Origin of the sequence: [Clostridium] scindens ATCC 35704, assembly GCF_004295125.1 — a bacterium.
Classification (GTDB): Bacteria; Bacillota; Clostridia; order Lachnospirales; family Lachnospiraceae; genus Clostridium_AP; species Clostridium_AP scindens.
In genome coordinates, this window is record NZ_CP036170.1 from 2624927 (window position 1) to 2649692 (window position 24766).

The 24766-nt window shown below is 49.8% G+C and carries 23 protein-coding genes and 3 riboswitches; of the genes, 22 read left to right on the forward strand and 1 reads right to left on the reverse strand.

Going from position 1 to position 24766, the window contains the following annotated elements; genetic code table 11:
* Nucleotides 1–131 precede the first annotated feature (131 nt).
* From HDCHBGLK_RS13585 to HDCHBGLK_RS13675, 20 genes are all read left to right on the forward strand, one after another.
* The gene (locus HDCHBGLK_RS13585) at nucleotides 132–1625 is read left to right on the forward strand and encodes an IMP dehydrogenase (protein WP_039909243.1); all 1494 of its coding nucleotides are present in this window, start codon (nucleotides 132–134) and stop codon (nucleotides 1623–1625) included.
* A gap of 52 nt (nucleotides 1626–1677) precedes the next feature.
* Nucleotides 1678–1800, forward strand: a complete 123-nt coding sequence (locus tag HDCHBGLK_RS19570; protein WP_004604992.1) for a hypothetical protein — start codon at nucleotides 1678–1680, stop codon at nucleotides 1798–1800.
* Between the two features lie 144 nt (nucleotides 1801–1944).
* A complete protein-coding gene (locus tag HDCHBGLK_RS13590; RefSeq protein ID WP_004604993.1) occupies nucleotides 1945–3096 on the forward strand; it encodes a DUF6070 family protein in 1152 nt (383 codons plus the stop codon).
* Between the two features lie 337 nt (nucleotides 3097–3433).
* Nucleotides 3434–4261: a deoxyribonuclease IV gene (locus HDCHBGLK_RS13595; protein WP_009249660.1), complete on the forward strand. Its 828-nt coding sequence runs from the start codon at nucleotides 3434–3436 to the stop codon at nucleotides 4259–4261.
* A 15-nt stretch (nucleotides 4262–4276) separates the two neighbouring features.
* Nucleotides 4277–4987, forward strand: coding sequence for a tRNA (N6-threonylcarbamoyladenosine(37)-N6)-methyltransferase TrmO (tsaA, locus tag HDCHBGLK_RS13600; RefSeq protein ID WP_004604995.1), 711 nt, complete (start codon nucleotides 4277–4279; stop codon nucleotides 4985–4987).
* A gap of 104 nt (nucleotides 4988–5091) precedes the next feature.
* A riboswitch (FMN riboswitch) is annotated at nucleotides 5092–5220 on the forward strand.
* A gap of 64 nt (nucleotides 5221–5284) precedes the next feature.
* A complete protein-coding gene (locus tag HDCHBGLK_RS13605) occupies nucleotides 5285–5947 on the forward strand; it encodes an ECF transporter S component (protein ID WP_004604996.1) in 663 nt (220 codons plus the stop codon).
* Nucleotides 5948–5958: 11 nt separating this feature from the next.
* Nucleotides 5959–6444 (forward strand): pyridoxamine 5'-phosphate oxidase family protein, encoded by a 486-nt coding sequence (locus HDCHBGLK_RS13610; protein ID WP_004604997.1) that lies wholly within the window; start codon nucleotides 5959–5961, stop codon nucleotides 6442–6444.
* A 129-nt stretch (nucleotides 6445–6573) separates the two neighbouring features.
* On the forward strand, nucleotides 6574–6876 hold the full coding sequence (locus HDCHBGLK_RS13615) for a metal-sensing transcriptional repressor (protein ID WP_004604998.1): 303 nt from the start codon (nucleotides 6574–6576) through the stop codon (nucleotides 6874–6876).
* 10 nt (nucleotides 6877–6886) lie between these two features.
* Nucleotides 6887–9409 (forward strand): heavy metal translocating P-type ATPase, encoded by a 2523-nt coding sequence (locus HDCHBGLK_RS13620; RefSeq protein WP_004604999.1) that lies wholly within the window; start codon nucleotides 6887–6889, stop codon nucleotides 9407–9409.
* Between the two features lie 115 nt (nucleotides 9410–9524).
* Nucleotides 9525–9962: a MarR family winged helix-turn-helix transcriptional regulator gene (locus tag HDCHBGLK_RS13625; protein WP_009249657.1), complete on the forward strand. Its 438-nt coding sequence runs from the start codon at nucleotides 9525–9527 to the stop codon at nucleotides 9960–9962.
* A gap of 1 nt (nucleotide 9963) precedes the next feature.
* Complete coding sequence (locus HDCHBGLK_RS13630; protein WP_004605001.1) at nucleotides 9964–10734, forward strand: sulfite exporter TauE/SafE family protein; 771 nt, start codon at nucleotides 9964–9966, stop codon at nucleotides 10732–10734.
* Nucleotides 10735–10794: 60 nt separating this feature from the next.
* Nucleotides 10795–12036 carry a [Fe-Fe] hydrogenase large subunit C-terminal domain-containing protein gene (locus tag HDCHBGLK_RS13635; RefSeq protein WP_009249656.1) on the forward strand — a complete coding sequence of 414 codons (1242 nt, stop codon included), beginning with the start codon at nucleotides 10795–10797 and terminating at the stop codon, nucleotides 12034–12036.
* A gap of 63 nt (nucleotides 12037–12099) precedes the next feature.
* Entirely contained in the window at nucleotides 12100–13020 is a 921-nt protein-coding gene (locus HDCHBGLK_RS13640) for a tRNA dihydrouridine synthase (RefSeq protein WP_039909244.1), read from the forward strand.
* A 54-nt stretch (nucleotides 13021–13074) separates the two neighbouring features.
* A riboswitch (TPP riboswitch) is annotated at nucleotides 13075–13181 on the forward strand.
* Nucleotides 13182–13397: 216 nt separating this feature from the next.
* The gene (thiS, locus tag HDCHBGLK_RS13645) at nucleotides 13398–13595 is read left to right on the forward strand and encodes a sulfur carrier protein ThiS (RefSeq protein WP_009249654.1); all 198 of its coding nucleotides are present in this window, start codon (nucleotides 13398–13400) and stop codon (nucleotides 13593–13595) included.
* A gap of 3 nt (nucleotides 13596–13598) precedes the next feature.
* Nucleotides 13599–14240, forward strand: coding sequence for a sulfur carrier protein ThiS adenylyltransferase ThiF (gene thiF, locus HDCHBGLK_RS13650; protein ID WP_004605005.1), 642 nt, complete (start codon nucleotides 13599–13601; stop codon nucleotides 14238–14240).
* 15 nt (nucleotides 14241–14255) lie between these two features.
* Entirely contained in the window at nucleotides 14256–15035 is a 780-nt protein-coding gene (locus HDCHBGLK_RS13655) for a thiazole synthase (RefSeq protein ID WP_004605006.1), read from the forward strand.
* A gap of 9 nt (nucleotides 15036–15044) precedes the next feature.
* Nucleotides 15045–16262 carry a 2-iminoacetate synthase ThiH gene (gene thiH, locus HDCHBGLK_RS13660; RefSeq protein WP_004605007.1) on the forward strand — a complete coding sequence of 406 codons (1218 nt, stop codon included), beginning with the start codon at nucleotides 15045–15047 and terminating at the stop codon, nucleotides 16260–16262.
* A gap of 28 nt (nucleotides 16263–16290) precedes the next feature.
* Nucleotides 16291–16881: a thiamine phosphate synthase gene (locus HDCHBGLK_RS13665; protein ID WP_009249653.1), complete on the forward strand. Its 591-nt coding sequence runs from the start codon at nucleotides 16291–16293 to the stop codon at nucleotides 16879–16881.
* Between the two features lie 85 nt (nucleotides 16882–16966).
* Nucleotides 16967–17521, forward strand: a complete 555-nt coding sequence (locus tag HDCHBGLK_RS13670) for a helix-turn-helix domain-containing protein (RefSeq protein WP_004605009.1) — start codon at nucleotides 16967–16969, stop codon at nucleotides 17519–17521.
* A 16-nt stretch (nucleotides 17522–17537) separates the two neighbouring features.
* A complete protein-coding gene (locus tag HDCHBGLK_RS13675) occupies nucleotides 17538–18029 on the forward strand; it encodes a prolyl-tRNA synthetase associated domain-containing protein (protein WP_004605010.1) in 492 nt (163 codons plus the stop codon).
* Between the two features lie 307 nt (nucleotides 18030–18336).
* Here the strand turns inward: HDCHBGLK_RS13675 and thiT are convergent, their stop codons facing one another.
* The gene (gene thiT / locus HDCHBGLK_RS13680; protein ID WP_039909245.1) at nucleotides 18337–18900 is read right to left on the reverse strand and encodes an energy-coupled thiamine transporter ThiT; all 564 of its coding nucleotides are present in this window, start codon (nucleotides 18898–18900) and stop codon (nucleotides 18337–18339) included.
* Nucleotides 18897–18999, reverse strand: a riboswitch (TPP riboswitch). It overlaps the preceding gene by 4 nt.
* A 103-nt stretch (nucleotides 19000–19102) precedes the next feature.
* Between thiT and HDCHBGLK_RS13685 the strand changes: the two genes are divergently transcribed.
* On the forward strand, nucleotides 19103–20104 hold the full coding sequence (locus HDCHBGLK_RS13685) for a CPBP family intramembrane glutamic endopeptidase (protein ID WP_004605013.1): 1002 nt from the start codon (nucleotides 19103–19105) through the stop codon (nucleotides 20102–20104).
* A 126-nt stretch (nucleotides 20105–20230) separates the two neighbouring features.
* Nucleotides 20231–24766, forward strand: coding sequence for a glutamate synthase large subunit (gene gltB, locus HDCHBGLK_RS13690; protein WP_004605014.1), 4536 nt, complete (start codon nucleotides 20231–20233; stop codon nucleotides 24764–24766).

A 24766-nucleotide genomic window follows, 5' to 3' on the forward strand; every position in this document is an offset into this window, starting at 1 on the left:
TCTGTTCTTATTCCAAGGCAACACAAATCATGACTTCTTAACCAAATAGAAGGTTTGTATTTTATCGTTTTTGTGGTATAGTTACATTAATGAATTCGACTGTGGGAAACGGTAGAAAAAGGAGGATTAACATGGCATTTTATTATGAGGAGCCATCTAGGACATTCAGCGAGTATCTTTTAATTCCAGGCTATTCTTCTGTGGAATGTGTTCCATCGAAAGTAAGCCTTGAGACGCCGCTGGTGAAGTTTGAGAAGGGTAAGGAGCCGGAACTGTCGATGAATATCCCTATGGTTTCGGCAATTATGCAGTCGGTCTCTGACGACAGGCTTGCGATTGCCCTGGCTCAGGAGGGCGGTCTGTCTTTTATCTATGGATCGCAGCCTATAGAATCTCAGGCAGAGATGATCGAAAAAGTCAAGCGGTACCGGGCAGGATTCGTAGTAAGCGATTCCAATGTATCGGCGGAGATGACGCTTCAGGATGTGCTCAGACTGACTGAGCAGACCGGCCATTCTACCATAGCGGTAACGGAAGACGGCAGCCCCAACGGAAAACTGCTGGGAATTGTAACGAACAAAGATTACAGGGTAAGCAGGATGACTCCTGATACAAGGGTCAAAGATTTCATGACCAAGTTGGATGACCTTGTATATGCGCAGGAAGAGACTACGCTGAAAGAAGCGAATGACATTATTTGGGACCATAAGATTAACTGCCTTCCTTTGGTCAATAAGAACCAGGAACTGGTATATCTGGTTTTCCGCAAGGATTACGATACCCATAAGAAGAATGAGTATGAATTGATCGATAGTTCCAAGCGTTATATGGTAGGCGCCGGAATTAATACCAGGGATTATGAAGAGCGGGTGCCTGCACTGCTTAAGGCAGGCGCAGACATTCTGTGCATAGACAGTTCAGAAGGATTTTCAGAGTGGCAGAAATTGACCATTGACTATATCCGCAGAAATTATGGAGACCGCGTGAAAGTAGGCGCAGGCAACGTAGTAGATGCAGAAGGCTTCCGATTCCTCGCTGAGGCTGGGGCAGATTTTGTCAAGGTAGGAATCGGCGGCGGAGCCATCTGCATTACCCGCGAGCAGAAGGGCATCGGACGGGGACAGGCTACAGCACTCATCGAGGTTGCAAAAGCCAGGGATGCCTATTATGAAGAGACGGGAATCTACGTTCCGATCTGTTCTGACGGAGGCATTGTGCATGATTACCACATTACCCTTGCACTTGCTATGGGGGCAGACTTTATTATGCTGGGCAGATATTTTGCAAGATTTGATGAAAGCCCTACAAAAAGAGTGAATATTAATGGAAGCTATATGAAGGAATATTGGGGAGAGGGAAGCGCCAGAGCCAGGAACTGGCAGAGATATGACATGGGAGGAGATAAGAAACTGTCTTTTGAAGAGGGCGTAGATTCTTTTGTCCCTTATGCCGGAAGCCTGAAGGACAATGTAAATCTTACGCTGAGCAAGGTAAGGTCAACGATGTGCAATTGTGGAGCGATCAATATACCTGAGTTACAGCAGAAGGCCAAAATTACGCTGGTGTCTTCCACAAGCATCGTAGAAGGCGGCGCGCATGATGTCATGCTCAGAGATAAGAGATAGAAGTGCGAAGTAGAGCAAAAAAGAGTAGGTATATCGACATGTCGAATGATTAGTGCGGGAGAGAATATGGAATATACACCGTCTGAAAGCCCGCCAGAACCGAACGTTGGAAGAGGCGCACAGGCTTGAGAAAGAACTGACGCATAAGATGGCTGCGTGCGAGGCAGCCGCGTAAAAAGGGCAGGACTCTTGCATTTGCAGGGACTGTTCTTTTTGTGTGCAGGAAAATAAAGGGGATTACAAAGACTAGGCTTGACATGCAAGTCTTACAAGTGTAATATTAACGAAAGATTACTTTTGTAAGAAAAGGAGGCAAAAGATGAAAAAAGCGATTTTGGTCATTGTATTCTTACTGCTTGCCATGGCAGGATGCTCAGGCAAAAACACGAAGGATAGTCCTAAGGAGCATGCAGATAAAAAGCCGGTTGAAATTGCAAAGGGTTACCAGGATATATATGATAAAGCCTGTGAGGATGGAAAGTTAGATGATCTGGCAACTATCCGCCAAATCGTAGAACGTCTGGGAGAGGATGGACTTGTGGCAGTGGACGCTAAGAATCTGGTTGATATGGAAAACGCGTCGCAGGCTGAAGCGTTCTGCAAAAGAGCCAGTGAAGGAAAGGAGGCTGCCCAGACGATCATCGCCGTAAAGGACGATGGAGGATTTATACGCTATGACCTGCAGGCTTTGGATGGAACTTTAAAGGTGCGGCAGGGGTATGTCACATGGAGCAAAGGCGAGCCAGTGGAAAAGGGGACGGATGAATATCAGGCATATGCTTGGAGTTATTCCAGCAAAGGGTACCTGTTTTTTGAAAAGTACCAGCCACCCGGGTATGATGGATTTTCAGGGCATACGGCTATAAGAGTGAAGCCCCTGGATCAAGATTGCCGGGAGTTGAACCAGAAATATATCATTCCGGTAGGGTACTATCTGAATAATTTGTTTCTGGAGGACTGGAGCGAGAATGATTATGGCGATTTGAATTTCTATGACATTTTCGAGCCTATGTATCAGATGAAGTATGGAAAGAGACTGGATGTGGAATTTGCCTTTACAGGAAAGACATACAATGTGCCGGAAAAAGAATTCGAAGATGTCTTCCTGACTTTTTTTCAGATTGATCCAGCCATGCTGCGGCAAAAGACCACCTATGATGAAGTCAGTCATACTTACCAGTACAGGCCCAGAGGAATGTTTGACTTTGGCTCTACTCCGGATATTCCCTACCCGGAGGTTGTGGCTTATGAAGCGCAGGAAAATGGGACGATCAAACTCGTCGTGGATGCAGTATGGCCTGATCGGAATATGGACAAGGCGTACAGCCATGAAGTTGTGGTACGTCCTCTTGATGGTGGCAGGTTCCAGTATGTTTCCAACCATGTGATTGACTCTGAGGATAATGCTGAGCCTATCTGGTATAGGGAGAGGCTCAGTGATGAAAAGTGGGATGAATATTATGGCGATTAAGACTAAGAATGGAGCTTATTATGTTTAGTTCCATACAAAAGGAGATATTTCCGCTATAATAACGCTTGAGAAAGGAATTAAGTTGATTCTCAATATGTTGGAAAAGGACGAAGGCAGCATTCGGGTATATTTTTGCCCTTCAGGAAAAAATGATCTGGTGTGTTGCTACAGAAATAGAAAATACTAAATGTGAAGGAGTTGCGGATATTAAATAAATTTACAGGAATAGTATTATTTTTAAAAGATTTTATGTTATACTGAATATCGCTATGACAGTAAATTCATTCAAATAGGATGAAGAAGGCATGCAGAAGAATAGAAACGTGTGGAGGAGAAGATGCTGACAATAGGAACGCATATGTCTATTGCCAAAGGAATTGCCAAAACGGCTGAAAATGTGGTAGAGATGAAGGCCAATACCATGCAGATATTCAGCCGTAATCCCAGAGGCTCGAATTATAAAACCTATACGGAAGAGGAGATAGGAAGATTCCAGGAGATCCGTCGCAAAAACCAGTTTGGCCCCTTGCTGGCTCATGCGCCATATACGATGAATCTGGCAAGCGATAAGGAGAAGGTCTATGAATTTGCATGTACGGTTATCCGTGAGGATATCGCAAGGATGGATGCCCTGGGGATTGAAAATATTGTATTTCATCCGGGAAGCCATACGGGCATCGGCATCGAGGCAGGAATCCGCAATATTATCGCAGGACTTGACCAGGCAATTACCGGGGATGAGAATATCATGGTGCTGCTGGAGACTATGACTGGAAAAGGGACGGAAATTGGAGCAAAGTTCGAGCACTTAAGAGCAATCCGGGATGGAGTAAGACATCCGGAGCGGATTGGAATCTGCCTGGATACCTGTCATGTGTTTGCCGCCGGGTATGATATAGTAGGAAATTTGGATGGCGTATTGGAAGAGTTTGATAGGGTGATTGGCCTGGATTTGCTCAAAGCAGTCCATTTTAATGACAGCATGATGCCTTTTGGCTCTCATAAGGATCGGCATTCCACGATAGGAGCGGGCGAGATTGGCCTGGAGCCGCTGCTAAGGGTCATGAGACATCCGGCGCTTAAGGAACTTCCGTTTTACTTGGAGACGCCGCTTGAGGATGCAGAGCACAAAATAGAGATAGAGATGATACGCCAGAAACTCTAAACGTGGAGGAAGGAAATGGGAGCGACGTTAAAGATAATAGCACGTATTCACACGGATTTTCCATCCAAATTCGGCATTCCACGCCAAAGCGGACTGGCGGATACACATGGATTCATAATATTTGAGCCAAAGTTCAGAAACCCGGATTCCATTAAAGGAATCGAAGAATATTCAAGACTTTGGCTCCTTTGGGAATTTTCAGAGAATAAAAGAGAAGCATGGAATCCCATGGTTAGGCCTCCCAGGCTGGGAGGAAACAAGAGAGTGGGGGTATTCGCCTCGCGTTCCCCATTCAGGCCCAATCCTATCGGTCTGTCCTGCGTAGAACTGGAACGGGTGGAGGCAGAGACGCCCAAGGGTCCCATTCTCTATATCAAGGGGGCGGATCTGATGGATGGAACGCCCATATACGATATTAAGCCTTATCTTCCCTATGTGGACGCCTATCCCCAGGCAGAGGCAGGCTTTGCGGATCGGGTAAGGGATTATTGCCTGACGGTGGAATTCCCGGAGGAACTCCTTAAGCGGGTGCCGGCAGAGAAAAGAGAAGCGCTGAGACAGATACTGGCCCAGGATCCACGGCCATCCTACCAGGAGGATCCGGAACGAATGTATGGAATGGAATATGCGGGGTTTGAGATACGCTTCCAGGTGGAGGAGAGACGGCTGGCCGTACGGGATGTCTATGCAAAAGCGGACAGGCAGGATATAGTTTCCGGCGTGTGAATGGAGGAATTCGTACCAAAAATGGGTTTACACGAACAGGATACAGGTATATAATGGTAGCCAGCAGATGATGTTACTGCAATCACCTATTCAAAAAAGAATAAAGAAGTCTTTGTGGCAGGGTGCAAATCCCTACCGATGGTATAGTCCATGACCCGCGCAAGCGGCTGATCTGGTGACCTTTTTGAGGAATTCCAGAACCGACGGTATAGTCCGGATGAGAAAAGACATTTTCTGCGTAATTACGCCCGGGACATAAGTATATGTGCCGGGTTATTTTTTTGAGGAGGATTCAGTATGAACCAGATGAAAGAAACAACCAATGTAACTACAGGAGAAAACCTAAAAAGCCGTGATGACGCCAGGACGAAGGTAAAGAAGATTGCGTTTATCGGTCTGATGGGGGCGGTCAGCGCGGTGCTGATGCTATTTCGCTTCCCGATTCCGTTCATGCCCCCGTTCTTATCCTTTGATCTGTCCGGGCTTATGGAGATGCTGGGCGGATTCATGTTCGGACCTATGGCGGCCGCATGCATCATTGTCGTAAAGATCCTGCTGCAGCTTGTGATGCAGGGAAGCTTCTCCCTGGGAACCGGAGAATTGCAGAATCTGATCTTAAGTTGTTCTTACGTGCTTCCGGCGCTGATTATCTATCACAGGAATAAGACGAAGAAAATGGCAATTACTGGTATGGCGGTGAGCACCATATTCGTATCGGTGATGGCGGTATTTACCAACCTGTATCTGATCATTCCGTTCTATGTCAAGTTATTTGGCATGTCCATGGACGACATCATTACGATGTGCCGGACGGTAAACCCGGCGATGAAGAATGTAACCACTATGGCGGTGTTCGGACTGCTTCCATTTAATCTTATCAAATACGGCGTTACGTCTCTGGTGACGTTTATCGTGTACAAGAGGCTGAGCCGTGTAATAAAAGGAATTATAAGCAAATAAAGGAGAGAATCATGAAATTTACATTGGACAAAGACATTACTTATGAGCAGGCGGTGGGCCGCATGTTCGAAATGCTTGGCAACAGCCAGATCATGGCGCTGGCATCCAGCCTGAACGACTACGTTATGGTGCGCAATGTAAGCTGCCTGTTCTATGACGAGAAGATCTACTTTAAGACGGACAAGAACTTCCGCAAGACAAAGCAGCTGCTTGAGAATCCGAATGTAGCCATGTGCTGGAGCGGCGTACAAGTAGAAGGAACTGCAAAGAATAAAGGGCTCGTGGTGGACGAGCCGGGACAGAGATTTGCAAAGGGATATGAGAAATACCTGTGGCAAAGTTACAACAAGTATAGCCACGAGGATACGGAGATTCTGATTGAAGTATCGCCCAAGTATGTAGAGATATGGGACACCAGCGATGATGGGTATGCATTCCAGCTTTTTATTGATTTTGAGAAGAGGCAGATCCAAGTAAAGCCGTATGATCAGAAGTAGACAGGAAGGCTCTGTTTTAGGACCGGGAAACCGGAATCCTGAATAGAGCCTTTTTTATTTGGCTGAAAAATGCACTTGCAATATACCCCATATGGGTATATAATGTGCTTGTAAAGCGAGGTGGTACAGATGGAAGAAATAAAAGAATGCTGTCATAAGAAAAAAGAGCGTTCTGAGAAGGAGTATAAAGATTTGATTCACCGCCTGAACCGTATTGAGGGCCAGGTACGCGGAATAAAAAAGATGGTTGAGAGCGATACTTACTGTACGGATATTCTGGTACAGGTATCAGCGGTCAATGCAGCATTGAATAGTTTTAACAAGGTGCTTCTGGCAAATCATATCCGGACCTGCGTGGCGAACGATATACGGGATGGAAAGGAAGAGACCATTGATGAACTGGTGGCGACGTTGCAGAAGCTTATGAGATAGGAGGCAGGGTATGGAGCAATATACAGTGACGGGCATGAACTGCGCTGCATGCAGTGCCCGGGTGGAGAAGGCGGTTTCCAAGGTGCCGGGGGTAACCTCCTGTTCGGTGAGCCTATTGACGAATTCCATGGGCGTGGAAGGGACAGCAGGGCAGGCAGACATCGTGGCAGCGGTGGAAGAGGCTGGCTACGGCGCTGCGCCGAAGGCTTCCGAGGCGAAGGGAAAGGCCGCTTACGGGACAGCGACGGATGATTTCCTGAAAGATAAGGAAACGCCGCTGCTTAAGAAGCGGCTGATCGCATCTTTGTGCTTTCTGGTGCCGCTGATGTACGTGTCCATGGGGCATATGATGTGGGGCTGGCCGCTTCCGGCATTTATGGCAGACAATCATGTGGCGATGGGATTATACCAGCTGATATTTACGGCTGCAGTCATGGTGATCAACCAGAAGTTTTTTATCAGCGGCTTTAAGAGCCTGTGGCACCGCTCGCCCAATATGGATACCTTGGTAGCCCTGGGGGCAGGAGCATCCTTTGTCTACAGCACCTATGCCTTATTCGCGATGACGGATGCCCAGATGCACGGCGACATGGCAAAGGTAATGGATTACATGCATGAATTCTATTTTGAATCCGCCGCAATGATCCTGACGCTGATTACCGTAGGAAAGATGCTGGAAGCCCGTTCCAAAGGGCGGACGACGGATGCGCTCAAGAGTCTGATGAAGCTGGCGCCAAAGACTGCGACGATCATCAGAGACGGCATGGAGGCAGAAGTATCCATAGACCAGGTGAGAAAGGGAGACGTCTTTGTAGTAAGGCCGGGTGAGAATATTCCCGTGGATGGCATCGTGCTGGATGGCAGCAGCGCGGTCAATGAATCTGCGCTGACCGGGGAGAGCATACCGGTGGACAAGGAAGTAGGAGACACGGTGTCCGCTGCAACCTTGAATCATTCAGGATTTCTCCGGTGCGAGGCCACCAGGGTGGGGGAGGATACGACCCTTTCCCAGATTATTCAGATGGTCAGCGATGCGGCAGCCACCAAAGCGCCCATTGCCAAGGTGGCAGACCGGGTATCCGGCGTTTTCGTGCCAGCGGTAATCGGCATAGCGGCGGGAACCATCCTGGTATGGCTGGTTGCGGGACAGAGCATAGGTTTTGCCCTGGCGAGAGGAATCTCGGTGCTGGTAATCAGCTGTCCTTGCGCGCTGGGCCTGGCGACGCCTGTAGCGATCATGGTAGGAAATGGCATGGGAGCGAAGAACGGGATCATGTTCAAGACCGCCGTTTCCCTGGAAGAAGCAGGCAAGATGCAGATCGTGGCACTTGACAAGACCGGGACGATCACCAGCGGGGAGCCAAAGGTAACGGATATGATTCCGGCATCTGGGATTACAGAAGATGAATTGCTTCGGATGGCCTACGGACTGGAGAGTAAGAGCGAGCATCCGCTGGCCCATGCGATCTTGGCGCTGGCGAGAGAAAAAGGTCTTTCCGATGGGCATGAGGTGGCGGAATTCCATGCGGTTCCCGGAAATGGACTTACCGGTCGGATGGGCGAGGATGTGCTGGCCGGAGGAAATCTTAAGTTTATCGGTGATAAAGCATCGGTGACAGAAGAGATGAGGCAGAATGCAGAACGTCTTTCAGAAGATGGAAAGACGCCGCTGTTCTTTAGCAGGAACGGAGAACTGGCAGGAATCATCGCTGTCGCGGATGTCATCAAGGAGGATAGCCCGCAGGCGATCAAAGATTTGCAGAATATGGGAATCCACGTAGTCATGCTGACCGGCGACAACGAACGCACGGCAAAGGCTATCAGACGGCAGGCCGGTGTTGATGAGGTGATCGCAGGCGTGCTTCCGGACGGAAAGGAAAGCGTGATCCGATCATTGAAAAGAAAAGGAAAGGTTGCCATGGTGGGGGATGGAATCAATGATGCCCCGGCTCTTACTAGGGCGGATATTGGCATCGCCATAGGCGCAGGCACGGATATCGCCATTGACGCCGCGGATGTGGTGCTGATGAAGAGCAGGCTCAGCGACGTGCCGGCAGCCATACGGCTCAGCCGGGCGACCCTTCGCAATATCCATGAGAATCTATTCTGGGCATTCTTCTATAATGTGATAGGAATACCCTTGGCGGCCGGCGTGTGGTACCCGCTGCTTGGATGGAAGCTGAACCCTATGTTCGGGGCTGCGGCCATGAGCCTGTCCAGTTTCTGCGTGGTCACCAATGCGCTGCGCCTGAACTGGTTCAAGATGCGTGATGCAAGCAAAGATAAAAAAATAAAAACCAAAAAGAAAGAGGAGGAGACAACGATGGAAAAAACCATGAAGATTGAAGGAATGATGTGCGGACACTGCGAGGCAAGAGTAAAGAAATGCCTGGAGGCCCTTGAGCAGGTGGAGGAAGCAGCGGTAAGCCATGAGGAAGGAACCGCGGTCGTAAGGCTGAATGGAGAACTGGCAGACGATGTGCTGAAGAAGGCGGTGGAAGATCAGGACTACAAGGTGCTGGATATCCAGTAGTAAAAGGCATTTCTAAAAATTAAATAAACAGTCAGACAGTCATATTGACGCAAAAGCATTTTCTTGCTAGGATAGCCATATGGTTCAAAATAGAACTAAATATGGAGGCGAGAAAATGCTTTTTGATTTGTGGGATGGATTATCCCTGTTTAAAAAAATCTATGACCAGTCATTGGAGCCGGTCTGCAAAAAATACCAGTTGACCCGTATGGAACTGGACATCCTTTTGTTTCTGGCCAACAACCCGGGCTATGATACTGCCAAGGATATCATCGAGCGCCGGCGGCTCACCAAATCCCATGTATCCATGTCGCTCAAGGATTTAGAGAGGCGGGATCTGGTGCAAAAGGAATATTATCCGGGCAACCAGAAGACGGCGCATCTGAAACTGTCTTCGGCATCCATCCAGATGGTGGCAGAAGGGCAGCAGGCCCAGAAGAAGTTTTTTCAGACGGTTTTCCGGGATTTTAATCCGGAAGATGTAAGCCGGATGGAGGATTACTTCGAAAGAATGCGGAAGAATATGCAGAATGCGCTGAAGGAGGAATTATAGAATGCTTACGAAATTTATTGTATGTTTTATCGCAGGGATCGGGGCAGGCCTGGGGACCGGATTTGCCGGAATGAGCGCGGCGGCGGTGATAAGCCCGATGCTGATTACCTTCTTGCATATCCCCGCCTATGAGGCTGTGGGAATCGCCCTGTCAAGCGACGTTTTAGCCAGCGCGGTCAGCGCTTATACTTATGGGAAGCATAAGAATCTGGATATCAAAAATGGAATCGTCATGATGATTTCCGTGCTGTGCTTCACCCTGGTGGGGAGTTATATATCCAGCCTGGTCCCAAGCCATGCCATGGGCGGCTTCTCCGTGTTCATGACGCTGCTTCTGGGAATCAAGTTCATTGTAAGGCCCGTCATGACGACAAAGGAGTCTATGGAGGCTGTCAGCCCGAAGAAGCGGTTTATACAGTCCATATTCTGCGGCATGCTGATCGGATTCATCTGCGGATTTGTAGGAGCGGGCGGCGGCATGATGATGCTTCTGATTCTCACCAGCGTGCTAGGATATGAACTGAAGACTGCGGTAGGGACCAGCGTGTTTATCATGACGTTTACGGCATTTACCGGAGCGGTGAGCCACTTTGCCATCGGCGGGGCGCCGGACTGGTGGTGTATGGCTTTCTGCATCCTGTCTACATTTTTATGGGCAAGGGTGGCCGCCAAGTTTGCGAATAAGACGAGCCCGATCATCTTGAACCGTGCGACAGGAGTCGTGCTGTCCGTTCTTGGCATTTCTATTATTGCAGTGAATTACCTGGCTTAAAAATGCCTCTTTTGGTCAATAATGTCAATAAAGACGTTTATTGAGGAAAGAGGAAGAATAATGAAGACATTTGAAGAATTATATAAGGATGTTCTTAGCCGGAAGATATCTCTTAAGGAGCCGCTTCCATCGGAATATAATCCGCTGCATCTGGACTGCCTGCTCCATCCAAAGAATTATGCCCCGGTCATACCTTCTGTCGAGTGCGAGGAATGTGCCTATGAGCGTGCCTGCCAGAGAAGCTGCATCTTTGATGCCATCGAAGAAGGAGAAGACGGAAAACTGCGGATCAATCCCTCGCTTTGCACAGGCTGCGGCGTGTGCATGGATGCCTGCAAAGAAGAAAAACTGACTGCCAGCAAGGATGTACTACCTGCCATGAAGGCAGTCCGGGAGGCCAAAGGACCGGCCTATATGATGGTAGCGCCTGCATTTCTGGGGCAGTTTGATGAGGCGGTAACGCCAGGGAAGCTGCGCAGCGCGTTCAAGGCCCTTGGATTTACAGGAATGGTAGAGGTGGCGCTCTTTGCGGATATCCTGACTTTGAAAGAAGCCTTAGAGTTTGACAGCCACGTGAAGGAGAAAGGGGATTATCAGCTGACCAGCTGCTGCTGTCCGGTGTGGATCTCCATGATCCGCAATATCTACCATGAACTGATGCCCCATGTCCCGGGAGCCGTATCGCCTATGGTGGCGTGCGGGCGTATGATTAAGAGGATGTATCCGGATGCGGTGACCGTATTTGCAGGGCCTTGCCTGGCGAAAAAGAAGGAGGCCCGGGAACCGGATATCGCTGACGCGGTGGATTATGTGCTGACATTCCAGGAAGTGAAGGACATCTTCGAAGCAGCTGATATTCATCCGGAAGAACTGGAAGATGACCAGAAGGAACACGCTTCCAAGGCCGGGCGGCTTTATGCAAGAACCGGCGGGGTCAGCCAGGCAGTGTCGGAGATGGTGGAACAGTTAAGACCCGACCGGAGCATAGCCGTTCATGCTGAGCAGGCCAATGGCACCAAGGAATGTATGGCAATGATCAAACGGATCCAGAATAAGGAGACGGATGCCAATTTCTTTGAAGGGATGGGCTGTATCGGAGGATGCGTAGGAGGCCCGAAAGCGATCCTTCACAAGGAAGAGGGAACAAAATTTGTAGATGAATACGGGCAGGAGGCGCCTTTTAAGACCCCGCTTGAGAATCCTTATGTACGGAAGGTCCTGAAGGAATTAGGGTTTGAGACGGTGGAGGATCTGGTGACAGACGATTCTCTTCTGACCAGGGATTTTTCGGCTGCCAGGTAGGTAAAATGTAAAAGTTGTGGTATGATATAGGGGCACGCATAAGAGAAAGGACAATGAAGGAAGATGAACCGATACTATCTCGCCCCGCTGGAGGGCATTACCACGCACATTTACAGGCGGGCGTATCACGCCTGCTTCCATCCTATGAATAAATATTTTACGCCGTTTCTGGTGCCCCACACAAAGCGGGGATTCAATACAAGGGAATTAAATGATATCCTGCCGGAGAATAATGAAGGGATGAGGCTGGTTCCTCAGATCCTGACCAATGATGCCAAAGGGTTCTTGCAGACCGTCAAGAAACTAGAAGATTATGGATACGAGGAAGTCAATCTAAACCTGGGCTGTCCTTCCAAGACGGTAGTATCCAAAAACAGGGGATCCGGATTCCTTGCCATGCCCGATGAACTGGACCGGTTTCTGGATGAAATCTACAGTGGGACTCAAGTCAGGATATCCATCAAGACCAGAATCGGGAAGCATAGCCCGGATGAGTTTGGAAGGCTGCTGGAAATCTACAACCAGTACCCGGTAGAAGAATTGATCATCCATCCCCGCCTGCAGCAGGACTTTTATAAGAATACGCCGAATTTGGAAGTATTTGCGGAAGCGGTGAGAGAAAGCAGGAATCCGCTCTGCTATAACGGAGACATATTTTCGGTGACGGATAGGGACAGGATAAAGGAGAGATTCCCGGAGGTAAAGACCTACATGATGGGACGAGGAATCCTTGTGAATCCCGGGCTGGCAGGGGAACTGGCAGGCGAAGAGCCGGCGGATTGGGACAGGATTCGAAGGTTCCATGACCAGATCTATGAAGATTACCAAAGGATCAGCATGGGAGATAAGAATGTGCTGTTTAAGATGAAGGAACTCTGGTGCTATCTGGGACATCATTTTCCGGGCTGTGAAAAGCAGCTTAAGAAGATTCGGAAGGCAGAGCGGCTGGACCGCTATGAAGCCGCGGTGGCGGAAATCCTGTAAGAGGCTGCCGCCGCATCTTGACAAATCGTGAAGGATACGGTATATTTAATAGCGTAAATTGAACAGGGGAGCCTATGGATAGGCTGAGAGGAAGTTGCGAACTTCGACCCATATACCTGATTTGGATAATGCCAACGTAGGGACGGATGTGAATTGTTTGCGGAAGGTGCCTTGGCATTTTCCGCTTTTTCGTATCATAGGAAGTTCCGCTTCTTTGTTCATTTGCAAAGAAAATGATATAGCAATACCAATGTGAGTGAATGAGAGTTCATGAAGGGGTGCACCACCGCGGGTGTATTTCTTTCATGAACTCTTTTTTGCCGCAATGGAGAGAGCGCTGTTGCAGCAAGACTTGAATTTTGGAAGGAGGGTGGATGATGGTAAAAGTGAACGGAACCGAAAGAGAATACAGGCCCGGCATGTCGGTCTTACAGCTGTTGGAAGAGATGGGGTATTCCATCACGCGTGTGGCGGTGGAAAAGAACGGGGAAATAGTCCCGAAGAACCGGCTGTCGGATACGTACCTTGAGGATGAGGACAGCCTGGAAGTCGTAAGTTTTGTAGGAGGGGGCTAGGAGATGGAGGAAAAGAGACTGACCAAAGAAGAGATCAGGAAGGCGCTGACTAAGCGTCACACGCAGACGGTCCAGGAAAGGCTGGAGCGTGCAAGAGTGGCGATTGCGGGTCTTGGAGGACTGGGGTCGAATGTGGCGTTTTCCCTTGCGAGAATCGGGGTTGGGCATATCCACCTGATTGATTTCGACCGGGTAGACATCACCAACCTGAATCGGCAGCAATACTTTATGCGCCATATCGGTATGTATAAGACGGATGCGCTGAAGGAGGAACTGGAACAGATCAATCCTTATCTGGAGATCATAACAGATCGCGTCAAAGTATCCCGGGAGAATCTTGCTTCCTTATTTGCCGAAGACAAGATTGTCTGCGAGGCCTTTGACGACCCGGAGGCGAAAGCCATGCTGGTTAATGGGATCCTGGAGCATTATCCGGGGAAACTTCTGGTGGCGGCTTCCGGGATGGCAGGATATGGGGCCAGCAATGAGATCCATACCAGAAAGGTGGGAAGCCGATTTTACCTGTGTGGGGACGAGACCTCGGAAGCAGGCGGGGATCGGGGGCTTATGGCTCCGCGGGTGGCCATCTGCGCGGCCCACGAGGCCAACCTGATCACGGAATATATTATCAATCAAGAAACTTAGTAGGAGGAGACAGACATGGAACATATAGCAAACGATGCATTTGTACTTGGAGGACATACATTTGAATCAAGGTTTATCTTAGGCTCCGGGAAGTATTCCCTGGAACTGATCCAGGCGGCAGTCGAAAAAGCGGGCGCGCAGATTATCACGCTGGCTCTTCGCCGCGCCAATGAAGGGGGGATGGCAAACATCCTGGACTATATCCCAAAGGGCGTGACGCTTCTGCCCAATACGTCGGGGGCAAGGAATGCCGAGGAGGCGGTGCGCATTGCCCGCCTGTCCAGAGAATTAGGCTGCGGCGACTTCGTGAAGGTGGAGGTGATCCATGATTCCAAATACCTTCTGCCGGATAACTATGAGACCATAAAGGCTACCGAGATTCTGGCAAAAGAAGGGTTCGTAGTAATGCCTTACATGTACCCGGACTTGAATGCCGCCAGGGACATGGCAAACGCAGGAGCTGCCTGCATTATGCCGCTTGGCGCGCCGATTGGCTCCAACAAGGGAATCTGCACGAAAGAATTCATTCAGATACTGATCGATGAGATCGACCTGCCCATCATCGTGGACGCCGGAATCGGCAGGCCTTCCCAGGCCTGCGAGGCGATGGAGATGGGGGCGGCTGCCGTGATGGCCAACACGGCGATTGCCACAGCTGGGGATATACCGGCTATGGCGGAAGCATTCAAGAAAGCAATTGAGGCCGGAAGGACGGCATATCTGTCAGGCATGGGAAGAGTTATGGACAAAGGCGCCAGCGCTTCTTCCCCATTGACAGGATTTTTGCAGGATTAGGAGGCAGTTATGAGTACAGACAATCATGTGAACGAAAGCATTTTAAACAGCGATATCAAGGAATGGCAGAAAAAGAACCGTATCGACCATATGGCCTATCTGCCGGGGATGGAAGTCCTGGAGTCAGAGGTGCAGGCGCAGGTGATCGAATCGATGAATGCCTATGATTATACGATATATACGGAAAAGGACATACGCCGGGCGTTGGAGCATGACAACCGTACGCCGGAGGATTTTGCGGCGCTTCTGTCCCCTGCGGCGCTGCCGCTTTTGGAGGAGATGGCGCAGCGTGCCAGAATCGAGACCAGGAAGCATTTTGGCAATGGCGTCTATATGTTCACGCCCATCTACATAGCCAATTACTGTGAGAACTTCTGTATATACTGCGGATTTAACTGCCACAACAAGATTAACCGGGCACAGTTGAACGAGGAAGAGATCGACAAGGAAATGCAGGAGATTGCCAAGACGGGCCTGCAGGAAATTCTCATTCTTACCGGCGAGAGCAGGAGCAAGTCTACCGTGGAATATATCGGCAAGGCCTGCCGGATTGCCCGTAAATATTTCAAGGTCATCGGGCTTGAAGTGTATCCGATGAATTCGGATGAATATGCCTATCTGCACGAATGCGGCGCGGACTATGTCACCGTGTTCCAGGAAACCTATAATTCGGAAAAGTACGAGACGCTTCATCTGGCCGGACATAAGCGGATATTCCCTTACCGCCTGAACGCCCAGGAAAGGGCCCTCAAAGGCGGCATGCGGGGCGTGGGATTTGCGGCTCTCTTAGGGCTGGATGACTTCCGCAAAGACGCATATGCCACAGGAATGCATGCCTACTTGCTGCAGCGGAAATATCCGCATGCGGAGATCGCATTCTCCTGTCCCCGCCTGCGTCCGATCATCAATAATGATAAGATTAACCCTATGGATGTGCACGAGCCCCAGCTCTTGCAGGTGGTGACGGCGTACCGCCTGTTCATGCCGTTTGCAAGCATTACCGTCTCCACCAGGGAATGTGCCCGCGTCAGGGACAACCTGGTAAATATTGCTGCTACGAAGATCTCCGCTGGCGTAAGCACCGGAATCGGGGAACATGTGGAAGATCTTGAGACGAAAGGGGACGACCAGTTCGAGATCTCCGACGGACGTTCTGTAGAAGAGGTGTATGAAGATCTGCTGCATCTGAATCTCCAGCCGGTGATGAATGACTATGTCTATGTGTAGGCCTGGGGTTGAGGAGGGACAGAAGGGTATGGGAATTCTCGGTAATAGCGAGGACTTTTATAGCCGTGTGATCGCCGTGACGAACCGGCATCTGTGTGCCGGGCCTTATCTGGAACAAATAGAAAGAATCTGCCGGAGACAGCCGGGGGCGGTTATCGTACGGGAAAAGGATATGGGGCCCGAAGATTATGAACTCCTGTATCGCCAGGTTCGGGAAATCTGCCAAACCTATGGCGTGCCGTGTATTGCCCATACCTACGCGAAGGCAGCGCTGCATGTAGGAAGCCGGGCGATTCACGTTCCTTTGCATTTACTTAAAGAAACTCCTAAGATCCGGGGACAGTTTGATATAATCGGAGTCTCCATCCATGGGAAGGAGGAGGCGCTTCTGGCGGAAAGATTGGGAGCCTCCTATCTTACTGCCGGACATATCTTTGCGACAGACTGCAAGAAAGGCGTGGCTCCAAGAGGCGTGGAATTCCTTGAGAATGTCTGCGAGGCAGTTTGCCTTCCCGTATATGCCATCGGGGGAATGAAAGGGGAAATAGGCTGCGTGGAGGAGATGATGGCCCATGGCGCCCGGGGAATCTGCGTGATGTCGGAATGCATGGGGTGGTAAAAGCGGGTTTGGACTTTACTTTTTTCTTTGTATGCAATATAATAGAAAAAAATTCCATATACAGGAATCTTAAGGAGGAGTCCTTTTGGAGAGATTAAATCAAATCATAGCCGAGAATCTGAAAGAGATACGGAAAGGAAAAGGATTGAGCCTGGAGCAGGCATCTGCTCTTACTTCTATCAGCAAGAGCATGCTCAGCCAGTTGGAGCGAGGGGAAGTAAATCCTACCATCTCTACCGTGTATAAACTTTCGCTGGGATTAAAAGTTCCAGTGACGGCATTTACACTAGATAAGCCCAAGCCGTTTTCCAAGACGGGCAAGTCCGAGGTCGTGCCGTTAAGCGGCGATGACGGAAGGTACAGGCTCTATCCCATCTTCAACTTCCGGGACGGACAGGACTTTGAGATATTCGATCTGGAATTTGACGAGGGAGGCATGATGCCAGGGAACCGGCAGATGAACGGAACCAGGGAATTCATTACTGTATATTCGGGACAGCTTACCTTAAGCTTCCAGGATCGGGAATATGTATTGGAAGCCGGGGAGGCAGCCTCCTATAACGCTTTCGACGATTATATCTATAAGAACACAGGAACCGGGATGGTGACTGCCAGCATAGTAGTCCATTACCCGAATTAGAAAGGAGCATTGCAGCATGGAGAATCAGAAGCAGCGCGTGTATGACGCATTGGACAAGTTGAAAATCAAGTATGAGGTGGTAGAGCACGAGCCGGTGCACACCATGGAAGACATGGACAGGCTTGGCCTGCCGGAAAAGGGAACCCTATGTAAGAATCTGTTCTTAAGAGATTCTAAGGGAAAGAGGCATTTCCTGGTGACTTGCGAGGAAAGCAAGAAGGTAGACTTAAAATCATTGGGAAGGCAGCTGGGAGGAGGAAACCTCAGCTTCGCTTCAGAAGACCGCCTGGAAAAATATCTGGGCCTTAAGCAGGGCAGCGTGTCTCCCTTTGGCCTCATGAACGATACCGACCATGCAGTAGAGTTCTTTATCGACAAAGACTTAAGCAGATGCAAGAGTCTGGGTATCCATCCGTTGGAAAATACGGCCACGGTATTTTTGTCTTTTAAGGATCTGGATAAGTTTTTGTGGGATCTGGATGTAGATGTGGTGAAGATTAAGTTGTGATTTTAGGGAAGTAGTGCCCGCCTCCAAGCCGCCCGGTACTTCGCTGGCAATCCCGCGAGGTGCAGGCGGTAATGACGCAAAAAATGATTTAAGGAAGTATCATCTTTACCATGAAAAAGGCCCTTGAAGGGCCTTTTCTTTTGCCAATACAATGAAATCATTCTGGTAAACCCCATATAACGCCTTTATAGATGCCCCCTGCGTAAAGCGTACAGAAACGCCGGCACTCACCGCAGAATTGCCAGTAAATTGCCGGTAGCCCGGGAGGGAGGAATCGCACCCCCTCCCTCCCGGGCGTACCACCAACTTACCGAATTCCTACACCAACCTGCTTCAACGCCTTTGCAACCGGGGGAATGGAGATGATCACCAAGGTGATGACTGCCTCAGCGCCCAGATATCCGCCCTGGTACATCGCGGAATATGCCCAGGGATTCATGCCTTTTGGAGCAAATGAGGCGAAGAAGATAACGCCGGACAAGGTCGAGCAGAGGAACCTTCCAAGAACGCCTGCAAAGTATCCAACCTGTAGGCCGTATTTTCGATTGCTGAAAAAGCCTGACAGGCCAAGAGCGCCGAAAGCCAGGGGATAATCCAGGATTACCTGGGGGATGGTCAGCATATAGGGATCAACGATGAATTGAAGCAGGCCATAGGCGGCGCCAGCCAGCAGACCATATTTGGGGCCGAACCAGTAGCCGATCAGACAGATAAACAGCATGGACATCAAAGTGATAGAGCCGCCCATTGGCATTTCCCATACTTTGATGTAGGATGTTACCATTGCAAGAGCGATTCCCATAGCAGAAAAAACGAGTTTCTTCGTTGCGGCGTGTGTTGCGCCGCTTTTTGTGATATTTGATTTTGACATATTATATTCTCCTTCCTTACGCCAGCATTACCCGGATCAAGTTCAAGGGTCTGCGCGTCTTCGCGCATCTCAGCCATATCAGCGCCCCATATGGGTCTTATGATAGGAGTCATGCCGGAAATTGTCAAGTAGGAGAGAAAGTTTATACTTTTTTTATTGCAAGTTAGGGGAATGAGAAGTAGAATAGAGAAGGTATTGATAGATGAAAGTGAGGAAGCGTATGGAACAACAACAGAACAGACAGGGTCAGGGCGGCCAGGTGCCACCTATGAAGCCGGAAAGTTATGGCAAGCGGCTGTGGCACCTGTGGGGGCCGGTCGTAATATGGCTGGTGATCGGGATACTCGTAAGCATGATTGCAGAGTATGCTTTGACTTCTGTGTATATAGTAAGCCATTATGGCAATGAATTGAATCAAGGAAGCAGCCTCAGCCAGACGATGGAACTGATGGAAAAGGACGGGGCTTCTATCATGAATGCTGTCGTCAAGCAGATGAATGCCTATTCTACTCCGATCAATGGAGTGCGGGCTCTGATCGTGATACCGGTTATGGCATTCCTGTTCCATAAAGACAGGGCAAAAGAGAAGGCAATGGGATTCCACCCCAATAAAAAGGCGCCTATCTGGAAATATTTCGCAGTCATTGTCATTGCCGCTGCTATGTGCCTGGGGCTGAATAACCTGATTACTATAGGGAATTTCTCGGCGGCCAGCGAAACTTATACAGAGACGCTGGAAGGAATGTATTCCGCGCCGCTGGCTTTGCAGATCGCGGTATTGGCAATCATCGTGCCCATCAGTGAAGAACTGGTATTTCGCGGGCTGCTTTTTAAGCGTTTTAGGGAAAATGGAGGATTCATGCAGGCAGCGCTGCTGTCGGCATTCGTATTTGGATGGATTCATAATAATATCGTCCAGATGATATACGGGTTTGTAATTGGAATGATGCTGGCTTATCTGTATGAGAAGTATGGCTCGGTAAAGGCGCCGATTCTGGCGCATATGTCTATGAATCTATTATCAGTGCTGGCGACGAAGTACAAACTGCTGGAATGGCTGGCAGAAGATGTTCTGCGTATCGGAATCGTAACGGTTGCGTGCGCGTCCATAGCCGCCACCATGTTTGTGTTCATCCAGAGAATAGAAGAGAAACCAGATATCCCGGGGAAATCCGAAGAACATGAGAATCTGGCAGCCGTATAAACTGCCAGATTCTTTGCTTTCATGAAATAAATAGTCTGATTATCTGACAATTTGAGAAAAGTTACGGTTTACAAGCCGGGGAAAATGTAGTATAGTAATAAAAAATTAAATGAAAGGACTGAATATATGAGCGGACAGAGCGCAAGCGGTCAATGTGGCTTGTACCGTCCCGGGTTTGAACATGATAACTGCGGAATCGGTGCAATCGTCAACATTAAAGGGCAAAAAAGTCATAGTACTGTGGCAAATGCATTAAAGATTGTAGAAAACTTAGAACATAGAGCTGGCAAGGATGCCGAAGGTAAGACAGGTGACGGAGTTGGAATCTTATTACAGATATCCCACAAGTTTTTCTCCAAAGTCTGCAAGCCTCTCGGCATCCTTTTAAGTTCACAGAGAGATTACGGAGTCGGGATGTTTTTCTTCCCTCAGGATGAGCTGAAGAGAAATCAGGCGAAGAAGATTTTCGAAGTAATCGTAAAAAAGGAAGGCATGAATTTCCTGGGCTGGAGGGAAGTGCCGGTTAAGGCGGAGGTCCTGGGAAGCCGTGCGCGGGAATGTATGCCCTGCATTATGCAGGGATTCATCGAGCGCCCGAAAAAGGTGGAGAAAGGCCTGGATTTTGACAGGCGGCTGTATGTGATCCGGCGGGTATTTGAGCAGAGCAGCGATGACACTTATGTGGCATCCCTGTCAAGCCGCACGATTGCCTACAAGGGAATGTTCCTGGTAGGCCAGCTGCGTTCGTTCTTCGAAGACCTGCAGGATGCGGACTACGAGTCCGCGATAGCTCTCGTGCATTCCAGGTTCAGCACCAATACGAACCCCAGTTGGGAAAGGGCGCATCCGAACCGGTTTATCGTACATAACGGAGAGATCAATACGATTCGCGGCAATGCGGACAAGATGCGGGCAAGGGAAGAGAACATGGAGTCAGAATACCTGAAGGGCGAGCTTCACAAGGTGCTGCCGGCCATCAATATCGCAGGATCTGACTCTGCCATGCTGGATAATGCCATTGAATTCATGGTGATGAGCGGGATGGACCTGCCGCTTGCCGTCATGATCGCGATTCCTGAACCTTGGGCCAATACGAAGAATATGTCCCAGGAGAAGAAGGATTTCTATCAATACTACGCCACCATGATGGAGCCGTGGGACGGGCCCGCGTCTATTCTTTTCTGCGACGGGGACTGCATGGGAGCCGTCCTTGACAGGAATGGCCTTCGTCCTTCCAGATATTATATCACGGATGATGACACACTGATCTTGTCTTCCGAGGTGGGTGTGCTTGATATTGACCCGGGCAAGATCGTCGTAAAAGAGCGCCTGCATCCTGGAAAGATGCTGCTTGTAGATACCGTGCAGGGAAAGGTGATCGACGATGAAGAACTGAAGGAGAGATACGCGAGCCGTCAGCCTTACGGAGAATGGCTTGACAGCAACCTGACAGAACTTAGCAGCCTTAAGATTCCAAACCAGAAGGTCCCGTCCTATACGCCGGAAGAATGCAAGCGCCTCCAAAAAGCCTTCGGCTATTCCTACGAGGAAGTGAAGACATCCATCATGAACATGGCGAAAAATGGAGTGGAAGGGACGGCAGCCATGGGAATCGATGCCCCTCTGGCGGTGCTCTCGGACAAGCATCAGAATCTGTTCGGGTACTTCAAGCAGTTGTTCGCGCAGGTGACCAATCCTCCCATTGACGCGATCCGGGAGGAAGTAGTGACTTCCACCACCGTCTATATCGGCGCGGATGGCAACCTGTTGGAAGAGAGGGCTGAAAACTGCAGGATGCTGAAGGTGGAGAATCCGATTCTTACCAGCACGGATCTTCTAAAGATCAAGAGTATGAAGGCAGACGGATTCCAGATAGCGGAGATTCCCATTATCTATTACAAGAATTCTAGCCTGGAGAAAGCGATCGACTACTTGTTCATCGAGGTAGACCGGGCAATCCGCGAAGGCGCCAATATCCTGATCCTCTCGGACCGGGGCGTGGATGAATATCATGTAGCCATGCCGTCCTTGCTGGCATTGTCGGGATTACAGCAGCACCTGGTGAGGACGAAAAAGAGGACTTCCGTCGCAATTATTCTGGAGACGGGAGAGCCAAGGGAAGTGCATCATTTTGCAACCCTTTTGGGCTACGGCGCTTGTGCGATCAATCCCTATCTTGCCCATGAGTCGATCCGGCAGCTGATTGATACGGATATGCTTCAGAAGGACTACTATGCGGCCGTGGATGATTATAACCATGCGGTGCTTTCCGGAATTGTAAAGGTTGCGTCCAAGATGGGAATATCCACTATCCAATCTTATCAAGGAGCAAAAATATTTGAGGCGATCGGCCTGAAGGAAGCGTTTATAGATAAATATTTTACCGATACCGTAAGCCGTATCGGCGGCATCGGAATCGAAGAGATTGCCCAGGACTATGTGGCGCGCCATTCGCAGGCATTTGACCCGCTGGGGCTGGAAGTGGATCTGACCTTGAACAGCATCGGGCAGCATAAGTCCAAAAGCGGCGGAGAAAAGCATCTTTACAATCCGCAGACCATCCACATGCTGCAGCAGTCCGCCAGACGCGGCGATTATGAAATGTTCAAGAAATATACGGATATGGTGAATGAGGAAGGCGCGCACATCAATCTGCGTGGCCAGCTGGAATTCAAGTATCCGAAGAAGGGGATTCCCGTAGACGAAGTGGAGAGCGTGGATTCGATTGTCACCAGGTTTAAGACAGGAGCCATGTCCTATGGCTCCATCTCCAAGGAAGCCCATGAGACGCTGGCCATCGCCATGAACCAGCTGCACGGCAAATCCAACAGCGGCGAAGGCGGCGAGGAGATTGAACGTCTGGATACAAACAGATGCTCGGCGATCAAGCAGGTAGCTTCCGGCCGATTTGGCGTGACGTCCAGATATCTGGTCAGCGCCAGGGAAATACAGATTAAGATGGCGCAAGGAGCCAAGCCGGGGGAAGGCGGACACTTGCCGGGAGGCAAAGTATATCCATGGATTGCAAAAACCCGTCATTCTACGCCAGGAGTAAGCCTGATCTCCCCGCCGCCTCACCATGACATTTACTCCATCGAAGATCTGGCCCAGTTAATTTATGACTGTAAGAACGCCAATAAAGACGCAAGGATCTCGGTAAAACTGGTGTCGGAGGCAGGCGTCGGCACGGTTGCCGCAGGAGTAGCCAAAGCAGGCGCGGGACTGATCCTGATCTCAGGCTATGACGGCGGTACCGGGGCGGCCCCAAGAAGTTCCATCCATAACGCTGGCCTTCCGTGGGAACTGGGCCTGGCCGAGACGCATCAGACGCTGATCCAGAATGGCCTTCGGGAGCGGGTGCGGATCGAGACGGACGGCAAGCTGATGAGCGGCCGGGATGTGGCTATTGCCGCGATCCTTGGGGCGGAGGAATTCGGCTTCGCCACAGCGCCTCTGGTAACGATGGGATGCGTCATGATGCGGGTCTGCAACCTGGATACTTGCCCGGTGGGGGTTGCCACCCAGAATCCGCAGCTGCGGAAACGATTCACAGGCAAGCCGGAATATGTCGTGAACTTTATGCGCTTCATCGCCCAGAATCTGAGAGAATATATGGCGAGGCTGGGAGTGCGTACCGTGGATGAACTGGTTGGACGCACCGATCTTCTGAAAGTCAGGGAAGACGCCACCTCCGACAGGGCGGCCACGCTGGATCTTAAGCAGATTCTGTATAATCCATATGAAGGAACGAAGACGCCGGTTACATTTAACCCAAAGAAGAGGTATGACTTTGAACTGGAGAAAACGCTGGATGAGAAGGTATTGGTCAAGGAATTGCTGCCATCTCTGGAAAAGAAGCAAAAGAGAAGCATAGAAGTGGATGTTACCAATACAAACCGGACATTTGGAACCATTTTTGGATCTGAGATTACCAGGAAGTATCCGGAAGGACTGCCGGAGGACAGTTACGTGGTAAAATGCAGTGGTGCCGGAGGCCAGTCTTTTGGCGCGTTCATTCCTCAGGGACTGACACTGGAACTGATTGGCGACAGCAATGATTATTTTGGAAAGGGACTTTCCGGCGGCAAACTTGTCGTATATCCGCCACGCAGCGCAAAATATAAGCATGATGAGAACATTATAATAGGAAATGTGGCGCTCTATGGAGCGACAAGCGGAAAAGCATTCATCAACGGAGTCGCAGGGGAACGTTTTGCAGTGCGAAACTCAGGCGCGACGGCCGTAGTGGAAGGCGTAGGAGATCATGGATGCGAGTATATGACGGGTGGACGCGTGGCGGTTCTTGGAAAGACCGGTAAGAACTTTGCGGCAGGAATGAGCGGCGGCGTGGCGTACGTACTGGATCTGGACAACAGCCTGTACAGGAATGTGAATAAGCAGCTGGTAAATATCGAGCATGTGACATCCAAATTCGATGTAAATGAACTGAAAGGCATGATTGAGGAGCATGTATCCTATACCAATTCCCAGATCGGGAAAGAGATCCTCAATCATTTTACCGGATATCTGCCAAAGTTTAAGAAGATCATTCCGGTTGACTATGAGCGTATGCTCACCACCATCCTTCAGATGGAAGAGCAGGGCATGAGCAGCGAGCAGGCAAAGATTGAGGCATTTTATGCAATTAAAGGCGGAAGATAG

Bases quoted from the DNA above. Each gene is read 5' to 3' on its own strand.
- HDCHBGLK_RS13585 (WP_039909243.1), top strand. From the start codon at position 132: ATGGCATTTTATTATGAGGAGCCATCTAGGACATTCAGCGAGTATCTT.
- HDCHBGLK_RS13590 (WP_004604993.1), top strand. From the start codon at position 1,945: ATGAAAAAAGCGATTTTGGTCATTGTATTCTTACTGCTTGCCATGGCA.
- HDCHBGLK_RS13595 (WP_009249660.1), top strand. From the start codon at position 3,434: ATGCTGACAATAGGAACGCATATGTCTATTGCCAAAGGAATTGCCAAA.
- tsaA (WP_004604995.1), top strand. From the start codon at position 4,277: ATGGGAGCGACGTTAAAGATAATAGCACGTATTCACACGGATTTTCCA.
- HDCHBGLK_RS13605 (WP_004604996.1), top strand. From the start codon at position 5,285: ATGAACCAGATGAAAGAAACAACCAATGTAACTACAGGAGAAAACCTA.
- HDCHBGLK_RS13610 (WP_004604997.1), top strand. From the start codon at position 5,959: ATGAAATTTACATTGGACAAAGACATTACTTATGAGCAGGCGGTGGGC.
- HDCHBGLK_RS13615 (WP_004604998.1), top strand. From the start codon at position 6,574: ATGGAAGAAATAAAAGAATGCTGTCATAAGAAAAAAGAGCGTTCTGAG.
- HDCHBGLK_RS13620 (WP_004604999.1), top strand. From the start codon at position 6,887: ATGGAGCAATATACAGTGACGGGCATGAACTGCGCTGCATGCAGTGCC.
- HDCHBGLK_RS13625 (WP_009249657.1), top strand. From the start codon at position 9,525: ATGCTTTTTGATTTGTGGGATGGATTATCCCTGTTTAAAAAAATCTAT.
- HDCHBGLK_RS13630 (WP_004605001.1), top strand. From the start codon at position 9,964: ATGCTTACGAAATTTATTGTATGTTTTATCGCAGGGATCGGGGCAGGC.
- HDCHBGLK_RS13635 (WP_009249656.1), top strand. From the start codon at position 10,795: ATGAAGACATTTGAAGAATTATATAAGGATGTTCTTAGCCGGAAGATA.
- HDCHBGLK_RS13640 (WP_039909244.1), top strand. From the start codon at position 12,100: ATGAACCGATACTATCTCGCCCCGCTGGAGGGCATTACCACGCACATT.
- thiS (WP_009249654.1), top strand. From the start codon at position 13,398: ATGGTAAAAGTGAACGGAACCGAAAGAGAATACAGGCCCGGCATGTCG.
- thiF (WP_004605005.1), top strand. From the start codon at position 13,599: ATGGAGGAAAAGAGACTGACCAAAGAAGAGATCAGGAAGGCGCTGACT.
- HDCHBGLK_RS13655 (WP_004605006.1), top strand. From the start codon at position 14,256: ATGGAACATATAGCAAACGATGCATTTGTACTTGGAGGACATACATTT.
- thiH (WP_004605007.1), top strand. From the start codon at position 15,045: ATGAGTACAGACAATCATGTGAACGAAAGCATTTTAAACAGCGATATC.
- HDCHBGLK_RS13665 (WP_009249653.1), top strand. From the start codon at position 16,291: ATGGGAATTCTCGGTAATAGCGAGGACTTTTATAGCCGTGTGATCGCC.
- HDCHBGLK_RS13675 (WP_004605010.1), top strand. From the start codon at position 17,538: ATGGAGAATCAGAAGCAGCGCGTGTATGACGCATTGGACAAGTTGAAA.
- thiT (WP_039909245.1), bottom strand. From the start codon at position 18,900: ATGTCAAAATCAAATATCACAAAAAGCGGCGCAACACACGCCGCAACG.
- HDCHBGLK_RS13685 (WP_004605013.1), top strand. From the start codon at position 19,103: ATGAAAGTGAGGAAGCGTATGGAACAACAACAGAACAGACAGGGTCAG.
- gltB (WP_004605014.1), top strand. From the start codon at position 20,231: ATGAGCGGACAGAGCGCAAGCGGTCAATGTGGCTTGTACCGTCCCGGG.